Consider the following 13377-nt stretch of genomic DNA (forward strand, 5'->3'; position numbering starts at 1 on the left):
CACCACATACCGCCCGTACGTCAGAGGACCCTCATGACCGTCACCGTGTCCACGCCAGAACAACTCGAGATCGTCAATGACCGAGCCCCGAGCATGGGCGCCGCGTTCTTCTCCCGCGTCAAGCAGTCCGGCCCGCGCGAGGCCTATCGCTACCCCGACGAGGACGAGAACTGGCACTCGCTGACCTGGACCGAGACCGGCGACAAGGTCACTCGCCTCGCGGCCGGCCTCGTGTCGCTCGGCATTCAGCCTGAGGAGCGGGTCGCGATCGCGTCTGGCACGCGCCTCGAATGGATCCTCGCCGACCTCGCTATCGTCGCTGCCGGGGCTGCGACGACCACGGTCTACCCGTCGACGATGTCCGACGACGTCGCCTACATCCTCGCCGACTCCGACAGCCGCATCGTGTTCGCCGAGGACGACGAACAGGTCGCCAAGCTCCGCGAGAAGCACTCCGAGCTGCCGTCGATCGTCAAGGTCGTGGTGTTCGAGGGCACGACCGACGGCGACTGGGTCATCGGGTTCGACGACCTCGAGAAGCTCGGAGAGGCCTACCTCGAGACGAACCCCACGATCGTGGCCGACCGCGTCGAAGCGACCAAGCCCGACTCCCTAGCGACCTTGATCTACACGTCGGGCACGACCGGCCGCCCCAAGGGGGTGCGCCTGAGCCACGACGGCTGGACGTACGAGGGCGCGGTCATCCTCTCCGGGAAGTTCCTCACCGAGGACGACCTGCAGTTCCTCTGGCTGCCCATGGCGCACTCGTTCGGCAAGGTCCTGCTGTCGACGCAGATCGCGGTCGGCTTCCCGACGGCCATCGACGGGCGCGTCCCCAAGATCGTCGACAACCTGGCCATCATCAAGCCGACGTTCATGGGCGCTGCGCCGCGGATCTTCGAGAAGGCGTACGGCCGCATCGTCGGCATGGCCGAGGCCGAGGGTGGCGCCAAGCTCAAGATCTTCCGCTGGGCCGAGGGCGTCGGCATCGAGCACTCACGAGCCGTGCGGGCCGGCAAGCCGGTGTCGCCGGTCCTCAAGGCCAAGTTCGCCGTCGCCGACAAGCTGGTCTTCTCCAAGGTGCGCGAGCGCTTCGGCGGCCGGGTGAAGTTCTTCATCTCCGGCGCGGCGGCACTCTCGCCGGAGATCGCCGAGTGGTTCCACGCCGCGGGCGTCCTGATCCTCGAAGGCTACGGACTGACCGAGACCTCCGCCGGCGCCTTCGTCAACCAGCCCGGTGCATTCAAGCTCGGCTCGGTCGGCACCCCGTTCCCCGGCAGCGAGGCCAAGATCGCCGAGGACGGCGAGATCCTCATCAAGGGCCCGCACATCATGCAGGGCTACCACAACCTCGATGCCGAGAGCGCGTCGTCGCTGACCGGCGAGGGATGGCTCCACACCGGCGACGAGGGGCGCATCGACGAGGACGGCTTCCTGTTCATCACGGGTCGCAAGAAGGAGCTGTTCAAGACCTCCGGCGGCAAGTACGTCGCCCCGCCGCACATCGAGGGCATGTTCAAGGGCATCAGCTCGCTGACGAGCCAGATCGTGGTGCACGGCAACGAGCGCAACTTCTGCTCGGCGCTCATCACGCTGGATCCCGACGGTGTCGCCGAGTGGGCAGCGCACCACGGCATGAAGGACAAGTCCTACGCCGAGGTCGTCGCGTCACCCGAGATCCACGATGTCATCCAGGGCCAGATCGACGAGCTCAACGCCAAGCTCAACCGCTGGGAGACGATCAAGAAGTTCGCGATCCTCGACCACGACCTCAGCGTCGAGAACGGCGAGATCACGCCCAGCATGAAGGTCAAGCGCAACGTCGTCGAAGCCAACAACAAGGAAATCCTCGACGCCTTCTACGCTTAGGCAGTGAACCTTCCCGAGAGCCCGGTCGTCCAGCTGGACGACCGGGCTCTCGTGCGCGGGGCGCAGCGACCATTCGTGGCCGGAGCGCAGCGACCATTCGGAATCTACGTGCACGTGCCGTTCTGCTCGGTGCGCTGCGGCTACTGCGACTTCAACACGTACACAGCCGACGAGCTGGGTGAGGGTGCGACGCGGGCGTCATACGCCGACACCGCGATCCTCGAGATCGAGCGAGCCGGGCGGGAGCTCGTGGACGCGCCGCCGGTGGAGACCGTGTTCTTCGGCGGCGGCACGCCGACGCAGCTGCCGTCGGCCGACCTCGTCCGCATCCTCGAGGCCATCCGTCGCACCTTCGGGCTGGTGGACGACGTCGAGGTCACGACCGAGGCCAATCCCGACAGCGTCACCCCGCGATCCCTCGCGACGCTGCGCGAGGGCGGCTTCACCCGCATCTCGTACGGCGTGCAGTCCGCCGTGCCTCACGTGCTGGCGACCCTCGAACGTACGCATGACCCTGCCGGCGTGCCGCAAGCGGTCCGGTGGGCCCGGGAGGCCGGATTCGAGCAGCTCAGCGTCGACCTGATCTACGGCACCCCCGGCGAGTCGATGGAGGATTGGCGAGCCAGCATCGACCAGGCGATCGCGCTGGAACCTGACCACATCAGCGCGTACGCCTTGATCGTCGAGGACGGCACGGCGTTCGCTCGCAAGGTCAGGCGCGGCGAGGTCGTGATGCCCGACGACGACGAGACCGCTGACAAGTACGTCCTCGCCGACGAGCTGTTCTCCGTTGCGGGCCTCGGCTGGTACGAGCTGTCCAACTGGGCGCGTGACGACGCCGCCCAGTGCCGGCACAACGTCCTCTACTGGCACAGCGACAACTGGTGGGGAGTTGGACCCGGAGCGCATTCCCACGTCAACGGTGAGCGCTGGTGGAACGTCAAGCACCCGGCGGCGTACGCCGGACGGCTCATGGCGGGTGAGTCTCCCCGGCACGACGGCGAGACGATCGACGCCGCGACGGCACGGGTGGAGCGCATCATGCTCGAGACCCGGTTGCGCACGGGCCTGGGACTCGACTCGCTGGTCCCTGCGGGCCGTGCCGCGGTCTCGGGAGTCGTGTCGCGCGGTCTGGCAACCGAGGACGACGGTCGGCTCGTACTGACCCGTTCCGGACGGCTCCTGGCCGACGCGGTCATACGCGAGCTCGCCGAATAATCGCGTTCTGCAGAAGTAACGCGAAGTTACTGTTTACGCTGCCATCAGGGAGTGGGTCTATGGGAGTGGACCCAAGGGAGTGTTGGGAGAAGCGGCGAGGGAGATATACGCCACGCGCATGGGCCGGTTGCACTGTCGGAGCTGTCGTCACGCCGGACGACGTTACGACCGCGCCGGCCCATGCGGTTCCAACCTCAGGGTGCGGTGACGAAGTCGATGAGTTCTTCGACCCGCCCGAGGAACTCCGGCTCGAGGTCGGCGTAGGAGTCGACCCGGCTCAGGATGTGTTTCCACGCGCGGGCTATGTCGGCCTGGTCGCGATGCGGCCAGCCCATCGCCTCGCAGATGCCGTGCTTCCAGTCCGTGCCTCGCGGGATGACCGGCCACGCCGCCATGCCGAGGCGATCAGCCTTGACCGACTGCCACACGTCGACGTACGGGTGGCCGACGACCAGCACATGGGGCCGGCCCGAGACCTGTTGCGCGATGCGCGTCTCCTTGGATCCCGCGACGAGGTGATCGACCAGCACGCCGAGGCGCCGGTCGGGTCCGGGGGAGAACTCGTCGACGATCGAGGAGAGGTCGTCGATGCCGCCGAGGTACTCGACCGCCACGCCCTCGATGCGCAGGTCGTCGCCCCACACCTTCTCGACGAGCTCGGCGTCGTGGCGCCCCTCGACATAGATGCGGCTGGGCAGCGCGACGCGGGCCTTGGCGCCGACGACGGCGCGCGAGCCTGATGCCGTACGCCCTGAGCTGGCCTTGGTCGCGGCTGAAGGCGGCCGGAGGTTGACCGGCTTGCCGTCGAGCAGGAAGCCGGGGCCGAACGGGAACGACCGGCGGACGAGGCGGCGGTCCTCGAGGATCATCATGCCGAGGTCCTTCTCGATGATCATGACCTCGCCGCAGAACCCGGTCGTGGCGTCCTCGACGACCATGCCGTGCTCGACCACGACGTCGACCGTGCGCCCCCGAGGTGGCTTGCGCCAGTCACTCGACAGGACGTCAGTGCCATAACGGTCAACCATGCAGTGCCCCCAGAAGTCGTTGATGCAGCGTCTCGACGTCGTCCTTGGTGATGTCCGGGCCGAGGACCGTGACCTCGCCGTCCATCAGCCCCAGTGCCAGGTCGACCGCGACCGGCCAGCTCGGTGGCACCTGCGACGGGAGGTCGTCGGCCCAGAGGTCGCCGATCGCGACGTAGCGAGTCGTCGCGTCCAGGCCGATGTGCGTCACGGTCATGACGAGCTCACCGCCCACGGGTCCGTCGCCGAGGTGCGCCACCTCGGCGAACCAGTCGCCGCCGAGATCTGTTGCCCAGACCGACGCCATCTCGCCGCCCTGCGACTCGTGGGCGACCGTCGTGCCGTCGTCGAGCGTGACGAGGCGCGGAGTGAAGGTGAGGGATCGCTCAGCGCCCTCGACCACGATCGCGCCGTCGGCATTCGTCTTGATTCCGGGCACATCGCTAGACTGGCACTTGACCAGGGAGAGTGCCAGCAGGCTCGCGGAGAGGGGATTGTATGTCTGACGATCGCCGCCTCGACGTGCTGCGAGCCATCGTGGAGGACTACGTCGCCACCCAGGAGCCGGTCGGCTCCCGCTCGTTGCTCGACCGGCACCAGCTGGGAGTCTCGCCCGCGACGATCCGCAACGACATGGCGGCGCTCGAGGACGAGGGCTACATCATGCAGCCTCATACGAGCGCCGGACGCATCCCGACCGACAAGGGCTACCGGATGTTCGTCGACCGGCTCGCGACGGTCAAGGCGTTGTCGCCGGCCGAGCGCCGGGCCATCGAGACGTTCCTCACGGGCGCGGTCGACGTCGACGACGTGGTCCAGCGGTCCGTACGTGTGCTGGCCCAGCTCACCAACCAGGTCGCGATCGTCCAGTACCCCTCGCTGACCCGTTCGACGGTCCGGCACATCGAGGTCGTGGCCCTCGAGGGTGCGCGCGTGCTGCTCGTGGTGATCACGAGCAGTGGCCGGGTCGAGCAGCGCATCATCGAGCTCGTCGAGACGCCGACGGATCAGCTGATCGGCGAGATCCGGTCGCGGATCACGCACGCCACGGTCGGCCAACGGCTGCCCGAGGCCTCGCTCCGGCTGGCCGACATGATCGAGACGTTCGCGCCCAACGACCGCCCGATCGTCACCGCGATCGTCACCACGCTGTCGCAGACGTTCACCAACGAGCGTTCCGACGAGCGCATCGCGGTCGGCGGCACGGCCAACCTCGCCCGGTTCGGCAGTGACTTCGACACCGCGATCAAGCCCGTCCTCGAGGCGATCGAGGAGCAGGTCGTGCTGCTCAAGCTGCTCGGCGAGGCAACAGGAGGGCTGACCGTCCGCATCGGCACCGAGACCGGCAACGAGAGCCTCTCGAGCACGGCTGTCGTCTCGTCGGCGTACGGTTTTGACGACCAGGCCCTCGCCACACTCGGCACCGTCGGGCCGACCCGCATGGACTATCCCGCAACGATGGCCGCCGTCGGCGCCGTCGCCCGCTACGTCGGCCGCATGCTGGCCGACAACTGACCCCACGTGATCAAGGACACCCACCACTGATGGCCCAGGACTACTACGCAACTCTCGGCGTCGGCCGCGAAGCGACCGCCGACGAGATCAAGAAGGTGTACCGCAAGCTCGCGCGCCAGCTGCACCCCGACGTCAACAGCGCGGCGGACGCCTCCGATCGCTTCAAGGAGGTCACGGTCGCCTACGAAGTGCTGTCCGACCCGCAGAAGCGCTCGACGTACGACCGCGGCGGCGACCCCCTGAGCGCTCACGGCAGCGGCGGGTTCGGTGGCCAGGGCTTCAACTTCGACGACATCATGGACGCGTTCTTCGGCCAGAACGCCAGCCGCGGGCCGCGGCCGCGCACGCAGCGCGGTCAGGACGCACTCCTGAGGCTCAACGTCGACCTCGCCGAGGCGGCGTTCGGCGTGACCCACGAGATCAAGGTCGACACCGCGGTCACCTGCACGACGTGCAAGGGCAGCGGTGCGGCCAACGGCTCACAGCCGGTCACCTGCCGCACGTGCCACGGTCACGGCGACGTGCAGCACGTCCAGCGCTCGCTGCTCGGCGACATCCGTACTTCCCGGCCGTGCCCGACGTGCCACGGCTTCGGCACGATCATCCCGGACCCGTGCCYGGAGTGCGCCGGTGAGGGGCGCGTACGCTCGCGCCGCTCGATCTCGGTGACGATCCCCGCCGGCGTCGACCAAGGCACCCGCATCCAGCTCGCCGGCGAGGGCGAGGTCGGACCGGGCGGCGGACCAGCCGGCGACCTCTACCTCGAGATCAACGTCTCCAGGCACCCGGTGTTCCAGCGCAAGGGTGATCAGCTGTTCTGCCAGATCTCGGTGCCGATGACGGCGGCCGCGCTCGGCACGCACCTCGACCTGCCGACGCTCGAGGCCGACCTGCCGGAGCCGCCCGAGGGCTCGACCACCGTCGAGCTCGACGTCGCGCCCGGCACCCAGTCGGGCGACACGCTGACGATCAAGGGCCACGGCGTGCCGCGCCTGCGTGGCTCGGGCCGTGGTGACCTCAAGGTGCAGGTCATCGTCGAGACCCCCTCCCGCCTCGACGAGCAGCAGCGCGACCTGCTCGTGCAGCTGGCCAAGCTCCGCGACGAGGAGCGCCCCGAGGCGCTGATCGCCAACACGCACAAGGGCGTCTTCGGCAAGATCAAGGACGCGTTCAAATGAGTATGAGCGATCCTGACTGCCTGTTCTGCAAGATCGTCTCGGGCGACATCCCCGCCGAGATCGTGTCGACCACGGAGCACACCGTGGCGTTCCGCGACCTCGACCCGCAGGCGCCGACGCACGTGCTCGTGATCCCCAAGCGGCACGAGCCCGACGTCGGCAGCCTCGCCGCGGCCGACCCCGAGGCGACGATCACGCTCCTCGCCGAGGCCAGGCAGATCGCCGAGTCGGAGGGCAACGGTTCATACCGCTTGGTCTTCAACACCGGCGCAGACGCGCACCAGACCGTGTTCCACTGCCACGCCCACGTGCTGGCCGGTCGAGAGATGGGCTGGCCGCCGGGTTGAGCGGCGTTGTCGCACCCCGAGGGAATACCCCACGGGGCATCTTGTTGAATATTGAAGTAGTTGGCCGACTGGCCGCTCTTCAACTCAACAAGGAGTTCACGTGCCCGAGGTATTCGAGCCGATCAAGGTAGGCAACTGGGAGCTTCCCCAGCGCTTCGTGATGGCGCCGCTGACCCGCAACCGCGCCGGCGAGGGACAGGTTCCCCAAGACATCGCCGTGACCTACTACGCGCAACGAGCCGGCGCCGGTCTCATCGTCACCGAGGGCACTCAGCCCAGTGCCGTGGGCCAGGGCTACCTCAACACTCCCGGCATCCACACCGCCGACCAGATTGCGGGCTGGCGTGCAGTCGCCGATGCGGTGCACGCCGAAGGCGGTCGAGTCGTCGTCCAGCTGATGCACGTCGGACGCATCGCGCACCCCGACAACAAGAACGGTCTCGAGTCGGTCGCCCCGAGCGCGATCCAGCTCGACCAGAAAACCGTCACGACCGAAGGCCCGAAGGACTCGGTCGTCCCCAGGGCGCTCGAGACCGAGGAGATCAGCGGGGTCGTCGAGGAGTTCGTGCACGCGGCGAAGTCAGCGATCGAAGCCGGCCTCGACGGCGTCGAGCTGCACTCCGCCAATGGCTACCTGCTGCACCAGTTCCTGGCACCGTCGGCCAACGAGCGCACCGACGAGTACGGCGGATCGCCCGAGAATCGTGCGCGCTTCTCGATCGAGGTCACGAAGGCCGTCGTGGATGCCATCGGCGCCGACCGTGTCGGCATCCGCATCTCGCCCGCCCACAACGTGCAGGGCGCCGTCGAGACCGATCCTGACGATGTCGCTGCTACGTACGGCGCGTTGATCGACGCGATCGCCCCGCTGAATCTGGCCTACCTCAGTGTCCTGGCCGACCCGCGCACTGAGCTGTTCCAGGATCTTCGCCGTCGCTTCGGCGGCCCCGTCATAGCGAACACCGGCTTTATGAGCGTCACCGATCTCGAGGAAGTCCAGGAGATCGTCGGCGGGGACCTCGCCGACCTGGTCGCGGTCGGTCGACAGTTCATCGCCAACCCTGATCTCGTGACTCGCTGGAAGACCGGTGCGGAGCTCAACGAGCCCGATGGTGCGACGTTCTACGGTGGCGGCGCCGAGGGTTACACCGACTACCCGACTCTGGAACAGCAGAGCGCTTGAGCGTGACATCGCTCGGATTGCGCGGCCCCGCGCGGTCCGAGCGACGTGCGTGAGATGCACATGCGTGAACCCATCAAATACACTTGGTCTCACATGACTGATGACACGACGCCTGCCCACACGTTCACGATCCCGTCGAGCGTCCCGGCAGTTGCCCTGCTCGGGCCCGCCGACGAATTCCTGCGCCTCATCGAAGACTCCTTCGAGGCGCACATTCATGCGCGCGGCAACACCATCACGGTGACCGGATCGCCGGCTGAGGCGGCGTTGGTCGAGCGACTGCTCGACGAGCTCGTCACGATCGTCCGCACGGGTCAGAACCTCACCCGCGAGACGGTCGAGCGCAGCATCACGATGCTGCGCACCGAGACCGAGGAGAAGCCGGCCGAGGTGCTCAGCCTCAACATCCTCTCCAATCGCGGACGGACGATCCGGCCCAAGACGGTCAACCAGAAGCGCTACGTCGATGCGATCGACAACCACACGATCGTGTTCGGCATCGGGCCGGCAGGCACGGGCAAGACCTACCTCGCGATGGCCAAGGCCGTCCAGGCGCTGCAGGCCAAGGAAGTCACCCGCATCATCCTGACCCGCCCCGCGGTCGAGGCCGGCGAGCACCTGGGCTTCCTGCCCGGCACGCTCGGCGAGAAGATCGACCCCTACCTGCGCCCGCTCTACGACGCGTTGCACGACATGATCGATCCCGAGTCGATCCCCAAGCTGCTGACGTCGGGCGTCATCGAGGTCGCGCCGCTGGCCTACATGCGCGGCCGCACGCTCAACGACGCGTTCATCATCCTCGACGAGGCGCAGAACACGACGCAGGAGCAGATGAAGATGTTCCTGACACGGCTGGGCTTCGGCTCCAAGATCGTCGTCACCGGTGACGTCACGCAGGTCGACCTGCCCTCGAGCACCAAGAGCGGCCTGCGCGTCGTGCAGAACATCCTCGACGACGTGCGTGACATCCACTTCTCGCAGCTGACCGCCAACGACGTGGTCCGGCACAAGCTCGTCGGCCGCATCGTCGCGGCATACGACTCGTTCGAGGCCGACAGGCCCCAGCGCAGCCGCGTGGCCGAGGCGGGTGCAGAGCCGCATGAACGTCGACGTACTCAATGAGTCCGGCGCCGACGTCGACGTCGTCGGCCTGACCCGGCTGTGCCGCTTCACGATGCGGCGCATGCGTCTCCACCCCGCGACCGAGCTGACCGTGCGTCTCGTCGATCCCGACACGATCGCGACGCTCAACGAGCAATGGATGGGCAAGAAGGGGCCGACTGACGTCCTGTCGTTCCCCATGGATGAGCTCACGCCGGGACGTGACGACGCCGAGAGCCCCGAGGGCTATCTCGGCGACATCGCGCTGTGCCCTCAGGTCGCCGAGCAGCAAGCTCCCGCGGCGGGCCACACGACCCAGGACGAGGTCGACCTGTTGACGGTGCACGGCATCCTGCACCTGCTGGGCTACGACCATGCCGAGCCCGAGGAGCACAAGGAGATGTTCGGCATCCAGGGTCGACTCCTCCTCGAGTGGCAGCAGGCCGCCGAGGGCAAGGACCCCGAACAACCGTGACGAGCCCACGATGAGCTGGGCGCCGATCTTCGTGTCGGTGGCCCTGGCGCTGGTCGCGGGCACCCTCGCCAGCGTCGATGCCGCGATCTCGGCGTTCTCCAAGGCGCGCGCCGAGGAGCTCGAGGACGAAGGCCGCGGGGGAGCAGGTCGCCTGGCCCAGATCCTCGAGGACCCCGCCCCGTTCCTCAACTCGGTCCTGTTGGTCCGGGTCATCGCCGAGACGTCGAGCGTCGTGCTGGTCGCCCTGTTCGTCGCCGACCAGGTCGACGGGTTGTGGCAGCGCCTGCTGATCGCCGTCGGCGTCATGGTCGTCGTCAGCTTCGTCCTGATCGGAGTCGGCCCTCGTACACTCGGGCGTCAGCACGCCGAGTCGATCGCCCTCGCCTCGGCGCTCCCGGTCATCGGCCTCACCCGCCTGCTCGGGCCGATCCCGCAGCTGCTGATCCTGCTGGGCAACGCCGTGACGCCGGGCAAGGGCTTCCGCGAGGGTCCGTTCGCGTCGGAGGTCGAGGTGCGCGAGCTCGTCGACCTCGCCGCCGCGAGCTCGGTCATCGAGTCCGACGAGGGCAAGATGCTGCAGTCGGTGTTCGAGCTCGGTGACACGATCGCCCGCGAGGTCATGGTGCCGCGCACCGACCTGGTGTTCATCGAGCGCCACAAGACCCTGCGCCAGGCGATGTCGCTGGCCCTGCGTAGCGGCTATTCGCGCATGCCGGTCGTGGGGGAGAACCTCGACGATGTCATCGGCATGGCCTACCTCAAGGACATCACCAAGCGGGTCTTCGACAACCACGTCGCCGAGACGACCGAGCGGGTCGAGTCGATTGCACGCCCGTGCCTGTTCGTGCCTGACACCAAGCACGCCGACGACCTCCTCAAGGAGATGCAGGCCGAGCGCACGCACGTGGCGATTGTCGTCGACGAGTTCGGCGGCACGTCCGGCATGGTCACGATCGAGGACATCGTCGAGGAGATCGTCGGCGAGATCACCGATGAGTACGACACCGAGCCCGAGGAGAGCGAGCAGCTCCAGAACGGCACGTGGCGGCTCAGCTCACGGTTCGAGGTCGACGACCTCGAGGACCTCTTCGACATCCCGATCGAGGACGAGGACGTCGACTCGGTCGGCGGGCTCATGGCCAAGCACCTCGGCAAGGTCCCGATCCGCGGCAGTGTCGTCGAGGTCGAAGGCCTGCGATTCGAGGCCGAAGGGCCGTCGGGCCGACGCAACCGTATCGGCCGGGTTCTCGTGAGCCGTATCGATCAACCCACTGACACCACAGCATCGAGAGGTTCGGACCATGGAACTCAGTCCTGAGGACGCCAAGCTGGTGACGCTCGCGCGCGCCTCGCGGGCCCGCACGGGTGCAGCGGAAGGCGCGGCCGTGCGCGACCTCGACGGGCGTACGTACGCCGGGTCGACCGTGGCGCTCGACTCGCTGCAGGTCGGTGCACTCGACCTCGCCGTCGCGATGGCGGTGTCCTCAGGCGCCAAGGGGCTCGAAGGCGCAGCGGTGGTGACCGAGTCGGTCACGGTCGACGCTACGTCCGTACGCGACCTGGGGGGCTCTGGCGTCAGCGTCTTCGTGGCCGACGCCAGCGGCACGGTCGGGTCGGTGCAGGAGTCATGAGCGAGCGCTTCAAGTCCGGCTTCGCCTGCTTCGTCGGCCGACCCAACGCCGGCAAGTCGACGCTGACCAATGCCCTGGTCGGCGGCAAGATCGCGATCACGTCGTCCAAGCCGCAGACCACACGCCACGCGATCCGCGGGCTGGTCAACCGCGATGACGCGCAGCTGATCCTGATCGACACGCCCGGTCTGCACAAGCCGCACACGCTGCTGGGTGAGCGCCTCAACGCGGTGGTCCGCTCGACCTGGTCCGAGGTCGACACGATCGGCATGTGCCTGCCGGCCAACGAGACCGTCGGCGAGGGCGACAAGTTCCTGATCCGCGAGCTGGCCCAGATCCGCCGCAAGCCGGTCTTCGCGATCGCGACCAAGACCGATCTGGTCAAGCCCGACAAGCTGCGCGACCACCTGCTCCAGATCCAGCAGGCCGGCATCGACGCGGGCTTGCAGTGGCAGGAGATCATCCCGGTGTCGGCGGTGGCGAACGACCAGGTCGACCTGCTCGCCGACCTGCTGATCGGCACCCTGCCGCAGGGACCCGCGCTCTACCCCGAGGGTCAGCTGACCGATGAGCCAGAGGAGACGCTGATCGCGGAGATCATCCGCGAGGCGGCGCTCGAAGGCGTACGCGACGAGCTCCCGCACTCGATCGCGGTGGTCGTCGACGAGATGGTTCCCCGTCCGGACCGCCCCGAGGACAAGCCACTGATCGACGTACGCGTCAACGTCTACGTCGAGCGCGACAGCCAGAAGGGCATCATCATCGGCAAGCAGGGAGCTCGCCTCCGCGAGATCGGCACGAACTCCCGCTCGCAGATCGAGAAGCTCCTCGGCACGCCGGTCTACCTCGACCTGCACGTCAAGGTCGCCAAGGAGTGGCAGCGCGACCCCAAGCAGCTCCGCAAGCTCGGCTTCTGAGCCTCAATCTCCGCTGGGAGTGACGAGTTGCAGGGTCCCGTCGGCGTGTCGGCTGCAACTCGTCACGCTGACGGGCGGGCCGAGATCAGCGGGACTCGGCTTTTCGAAGCACCGACTTGAACTGCTTCCCGAGTGCGCTCGCTCCGACGATCGGGATCAACGCGCCGACGAGTCGGCCCTTGAGGGAATTGGCTACGCGGGTCAGCGTGACGTGGACGTCCGTTCCCCCGGCTGCCGGCGTGAGCTCGTAACGCCAGCCGCTGCCCGGCCCCCACAGGTTGGACTCCACGGTCTCGAGCGTGACCGTCCCGGCGTCTTTGTCCCACGTGTACTTGCTGCGTTCCCAGCCCATCGCGGTGCCCTCGGTGACGTCGGCGGTGGTCGGGCCGAGCTCGTGCACCGTGTAGTGCGCATCGTCGATATTCGGCCAGTGGGCGGGGCGGTCGGGTCCGAAGTCGGTGAACAGGTCCATGACCTTGCTCGGCGACAGGCTCGTGTGAACGGTGAACTGCGTCTTCGGCATTCTGCGGTCCTTCGCTTTGGTGCGACGGTCAATCCGCCGTGCAGCAGATCTTTCCGCAGAGTCGGCGTCTCTGCGGGCTTCTTCAGGCGGCGCGGGTGGGGACCAGCTCACAGAACGTCGAATCCGGCCAATCCCTCGGGTTCCTCGTCCGTGACATCGACTCCGGAGACCGTGGCATGCGGTGGACCTTGACGACACCACCTGACGAGCGCTTCGACAGCGGAATCTGCACCCTCGAACACCGCCTCGACCGCGTCGTCCGGCCGATTCGAGACCCATCCAGCCACGCCTCGCGCGTAGGCCTCCCGCTGGCATGACGCGCGGAAGAACACGCCCTGCACGGTCCCGCGCACCACGACGCGTCGGCGGATCATCGCCCCAGCGTATTAGGCTCC

15 protein-coding genes are annotated in these 13377 nt (G+C 67.6%); 11 read left to right on the plus strand and 4 right to left on the minus strand.

Features of this window, described 5'->3' with window-relative positions:
• Window positions 1-33: 33 nt before the first annotated feature.
• Both AC1DVU_RS09470 and hemW read left to right on the plus strand, forming a co-directional pair.
• Window positions 34-1869: an AMP-dependent synthetase/ligase gene (locus AC1DVU_RS09470; protein ID WP_476922184.1), complete on the plus strand. Its 1836-nt coding sequence runs from the start codon at window positions 34-36 to the stop codon at window positions 1867-1869.
• Between the two features lie 3 nt (window positions 1870-1872).
• Window positions 1873-3087, plus strand: coding sequence for a radical SAM family heme chaperone HemW (gene hemW / locus AC1DVU_RS09475; protein WP_476922185.1), 1215 nt, complete (start codon window positions 1873-1875; stop codon window positions 3085-3087).
• A gap of 194 nt (window positions 3088-3281) precedes the next feature.
• Here hemW and AC1DVU_RS09480 read toward each other — a convergent pair whose 3' ends face one another.
• Both AC1DVU_RS09480 and AC1DVU_RS09485 read right to left on the minus strand, forming a co-directional pair.
• Window positions 3282-4115 carry a DUF3097 domain-containing protein gene (locus tag AC1DVU_RS09480; RefSeq protein WP_476922186.1) on the minus strand — a complete coding sequence of 278 codons (834 nt, stop codon included), beginning with the start codon at window positions 4113-4115 and terminating at the stop codon, window positions 3282-3284.
• Window positions 4108-4551 carry a hypothetical protein gene (locus AC1DVU_RS09485; protein WP_476922187.1) on the minus strand — a complete coding sequence of 148 codons (444 nt, stop codon included), beginning with the start codon at window positions 4549-4551 and terminating at the stop codon, window positions 4108-4110. Before AC1DVU_RS09485 ends, AC1DVU_RS09480 begins: the two co-directional genes overlap by 8 nt.
• Before the next feature lie 59 nt (window positions 4552-4610).
• Between AC1DVU_RS09485 and hrcA the strand changes: the two genes are divergently transcribed.
• The 9 genes from hrcA to era all read left to right on the plus strand — a co-directional run bounded on the left by hrcA (window position 4611) and on the right by era (window position 12459).
• Window positions 4611-5627, plus strand: a complete 1017-nt coding sequence (gene hrcA, locus AC1DVU_RS09490) for a heat-inducible transcriptional repressor HrcA (RefSeq protein WP_476922188.1) — start codon at window positions 4611-4613, stop codon at window positions 5625-5627.
• A gap of 29 nt (window positions 5628-5656) precedes the next feature.
• Complete coding sequence (gene dnaJ / locus AC1DVU_RS09495) at window positions 5657-6805, plus strand: molecular chaperone DnaJ (RefSeq protein WP_476922189.1); 1149 nt, start codon at window positions 5657-5659, stop codon at window positions 6803-6805.
• Entirely contained in the window at window positions 6802-7152 is a 351-nt protein-coding gene (locus tag AC1DVU_RS09500; protein ID WP_476922190.1) for a histidine triad nucleotide-binding protein, read from the plus strand. The genes dnaJ and AC1DVU_RS09500 overlap by 4 nt, the downstream gene beginning before the upstream one ends.
• Window positions 7153-7252: 100 nt before the next feature.
• Window positions 7253-8335: an alkene reductase gene (locus AC1DVU_RS09505; RefSeq protein ID WP_476922191.1), complete on the plus strand. Its 1083-nt coding sequence runs from the start codon at window positions 7253-7255 to the stop codon at window positions 8333-8335.
• Between the two features lie 93 nt (window positions 8336-8428).
• The gene (locus AC1DVU_RS09510; RefSeq protein ID WP_476922192.1) at window positions 8429-9457 is read left to right on the plus strand and encodes a PhoH family protein; all 1029 of its coding nucleotides are present in this window, start codon (window positions 8429-8431) and stop codon (window positions 9455-9457) included.
• The gene (gene ybeY, locus AC1DVU_RS09515) at window positions 9435-9911 is read left to right on the plus strand and encodes an rRNA maturation RNase YbeY (protein ID WP_149688056.1); all 477 of its coding nucleotides are present in this window, start codon (window positions 9435-9437) and stop codon (window positions 9909-9911) included. The genes AC1DVU_RS09510 and ybeY overlap by 23 nt, the downstream gene beginning before the upstream one ends.
• A gap of 10 nt (window positions 9912-9921) precedes the next feature.
• Window positions 9922-11229: a hemolysin family protein gene (locus AC1DVU_RS09520; protein ID WP_476922193.1), complete on the plus strand. Its 1308-nt coding sequence runs from the start codon at window positions 9922-9924 to the stop codon at window positions 11227-11229.
• Complete coding sequence (locus tag AC1DVU_RS09525; protein ID WP_476922194.1) at window positions 11213-11542, plus strand: cytidine/deoxycytidylate deaminase family protein; 330 nt, start codon at window positions 11213-11215, stop codon at window positions 11540-11542. Before AC1DVU_RS09520 ends, AC1DVU_RS09525 begins: the two co-directional genes overlap by 17 nt.
• Window positions 11539-12459, plus strand: coding sequence for a GTPase Era (era, locus tag AC1DVU_RS09530; protein ID WP_476922195.1), 921 nt, complete (start codon window positions 11539-11541; stop codon window positions 12457-12459). Before AC1DVU_RS09525 ends, era begins: the two co-directional genes overlap by 4 nt.
• A gap of 85 nt (window positions 12460-12544) precedes the next feature.
• Here the strand turns inward: era and AC1DVU_RS09535 are convergent, their stop codons facing one another.
• Window positions 12545-12982 (minus strand): SRPBCC family protein, encoded by a 438-nt coding sequence (locus tag AC1DVU_RS09535; RefSeq protein ID WP_476922196.1) that lies wholly within the window; start codon window positions 12980-12982, stop codon window positions 12545-12547.
• 107 nt (window positions 12983-13089) lie between these two features.
• Window positions 13090-13356 carry an acylphosphatase gene (locus AC1DVU_RS09540; RefSeq protein ID WP_476922197.1) on the minus strand — a complete coding sequence of 89 codons (267 nt, stop codon included), beginning with the start codon at window positions 13354-13356 and terminating at the stop codon, window positions 13090-13092.
• Between the last annotated feature and the right edge of the window lie 21 nt (window positions 13357-13377).

It is taken from the genome of Aeromicrobium sp. P2_G6 (assembly GCF_056403535.1).

Bases quoted from the DNA above. Each gene is read 5' to 3' on its own strand.
- AC1DVU_RS09500 (WP_476922190.1), top strand. From the start codon at position 6,802: ATGAGTATGAGCGATCCTGACTGCCTGTTCTGCAAGATCGTCTCGGGC.
- ybeY (WP_149688056.1), top strand. From the start codon at position 9,435: ATGAACGTCGACGTACTCAATGAGTCCGGCGCCGACGTCGACGTCGTC.
- AC1DVU_RS09525 (WP_476922194.1), top strand. From the start codon at position 11,213: ATGGAACTCAGTCCTGAGGACGCCAAGCTGGTGACGCTCGCGCGCGCC.
- AC1DVU_RS09510 (WP_476922192.1), top strand. From the start codon at position 8,429: ATGACTGATGACACGACGCCTGCCCACACGTTCACGATCCCGTCGAGC.
- AC1DVU_RS09520 (WP_476922193.1), top strand. From the start codon at position 9,922: ATGAGCTGGGCGCCGATCTTCGTGTCGGTGGCCCTGGCGCTGGTCGCG.
- AC1DVU_RS09470 (WP_476922184.1), top strand. From the start codon at position 34: ATGACCGTCACCGTGTCCACGCCAGAACAACTCGAGATCGTCAATGAC.
- hrcA (WP_476922188.1), top strand. From the start codon at position 4,611: ATGTCTGACGATCGCCGCCTCGACGTGCTGCGAGCCATCGTGGAGGAC.
- AC1DVU_RS09480 (WP_476922186.1), bottom strand. From the start codon at position 4,115: ATGGTTGACCGTTATGGCACTGACGTCCTGTCGAGTGACTGGCGCAAG.
- AC1DVU_RS09535 (WP_476922196.1), bottom strand. From the start codon at position 12,982: ATGCCGAAGACGCAGTTCACCGTTCACACGAGCCTGTCGCCGAGCAAG.
- AC1DVU_RS09540 (WP_476922197.1), bottom strand. From the start codon at position 13,356: ATGATCCGCCGACGCGTCGTGGTGCGCGGGACCGTGCAGGGCGTGTTC.
- era (WP_476922195.1), top strand. From the start codon at position 11,539: ATGAGCGAGCGCTTCAAGTCCGGCTTCGCCTGCTTCGTCGGCCGACCC.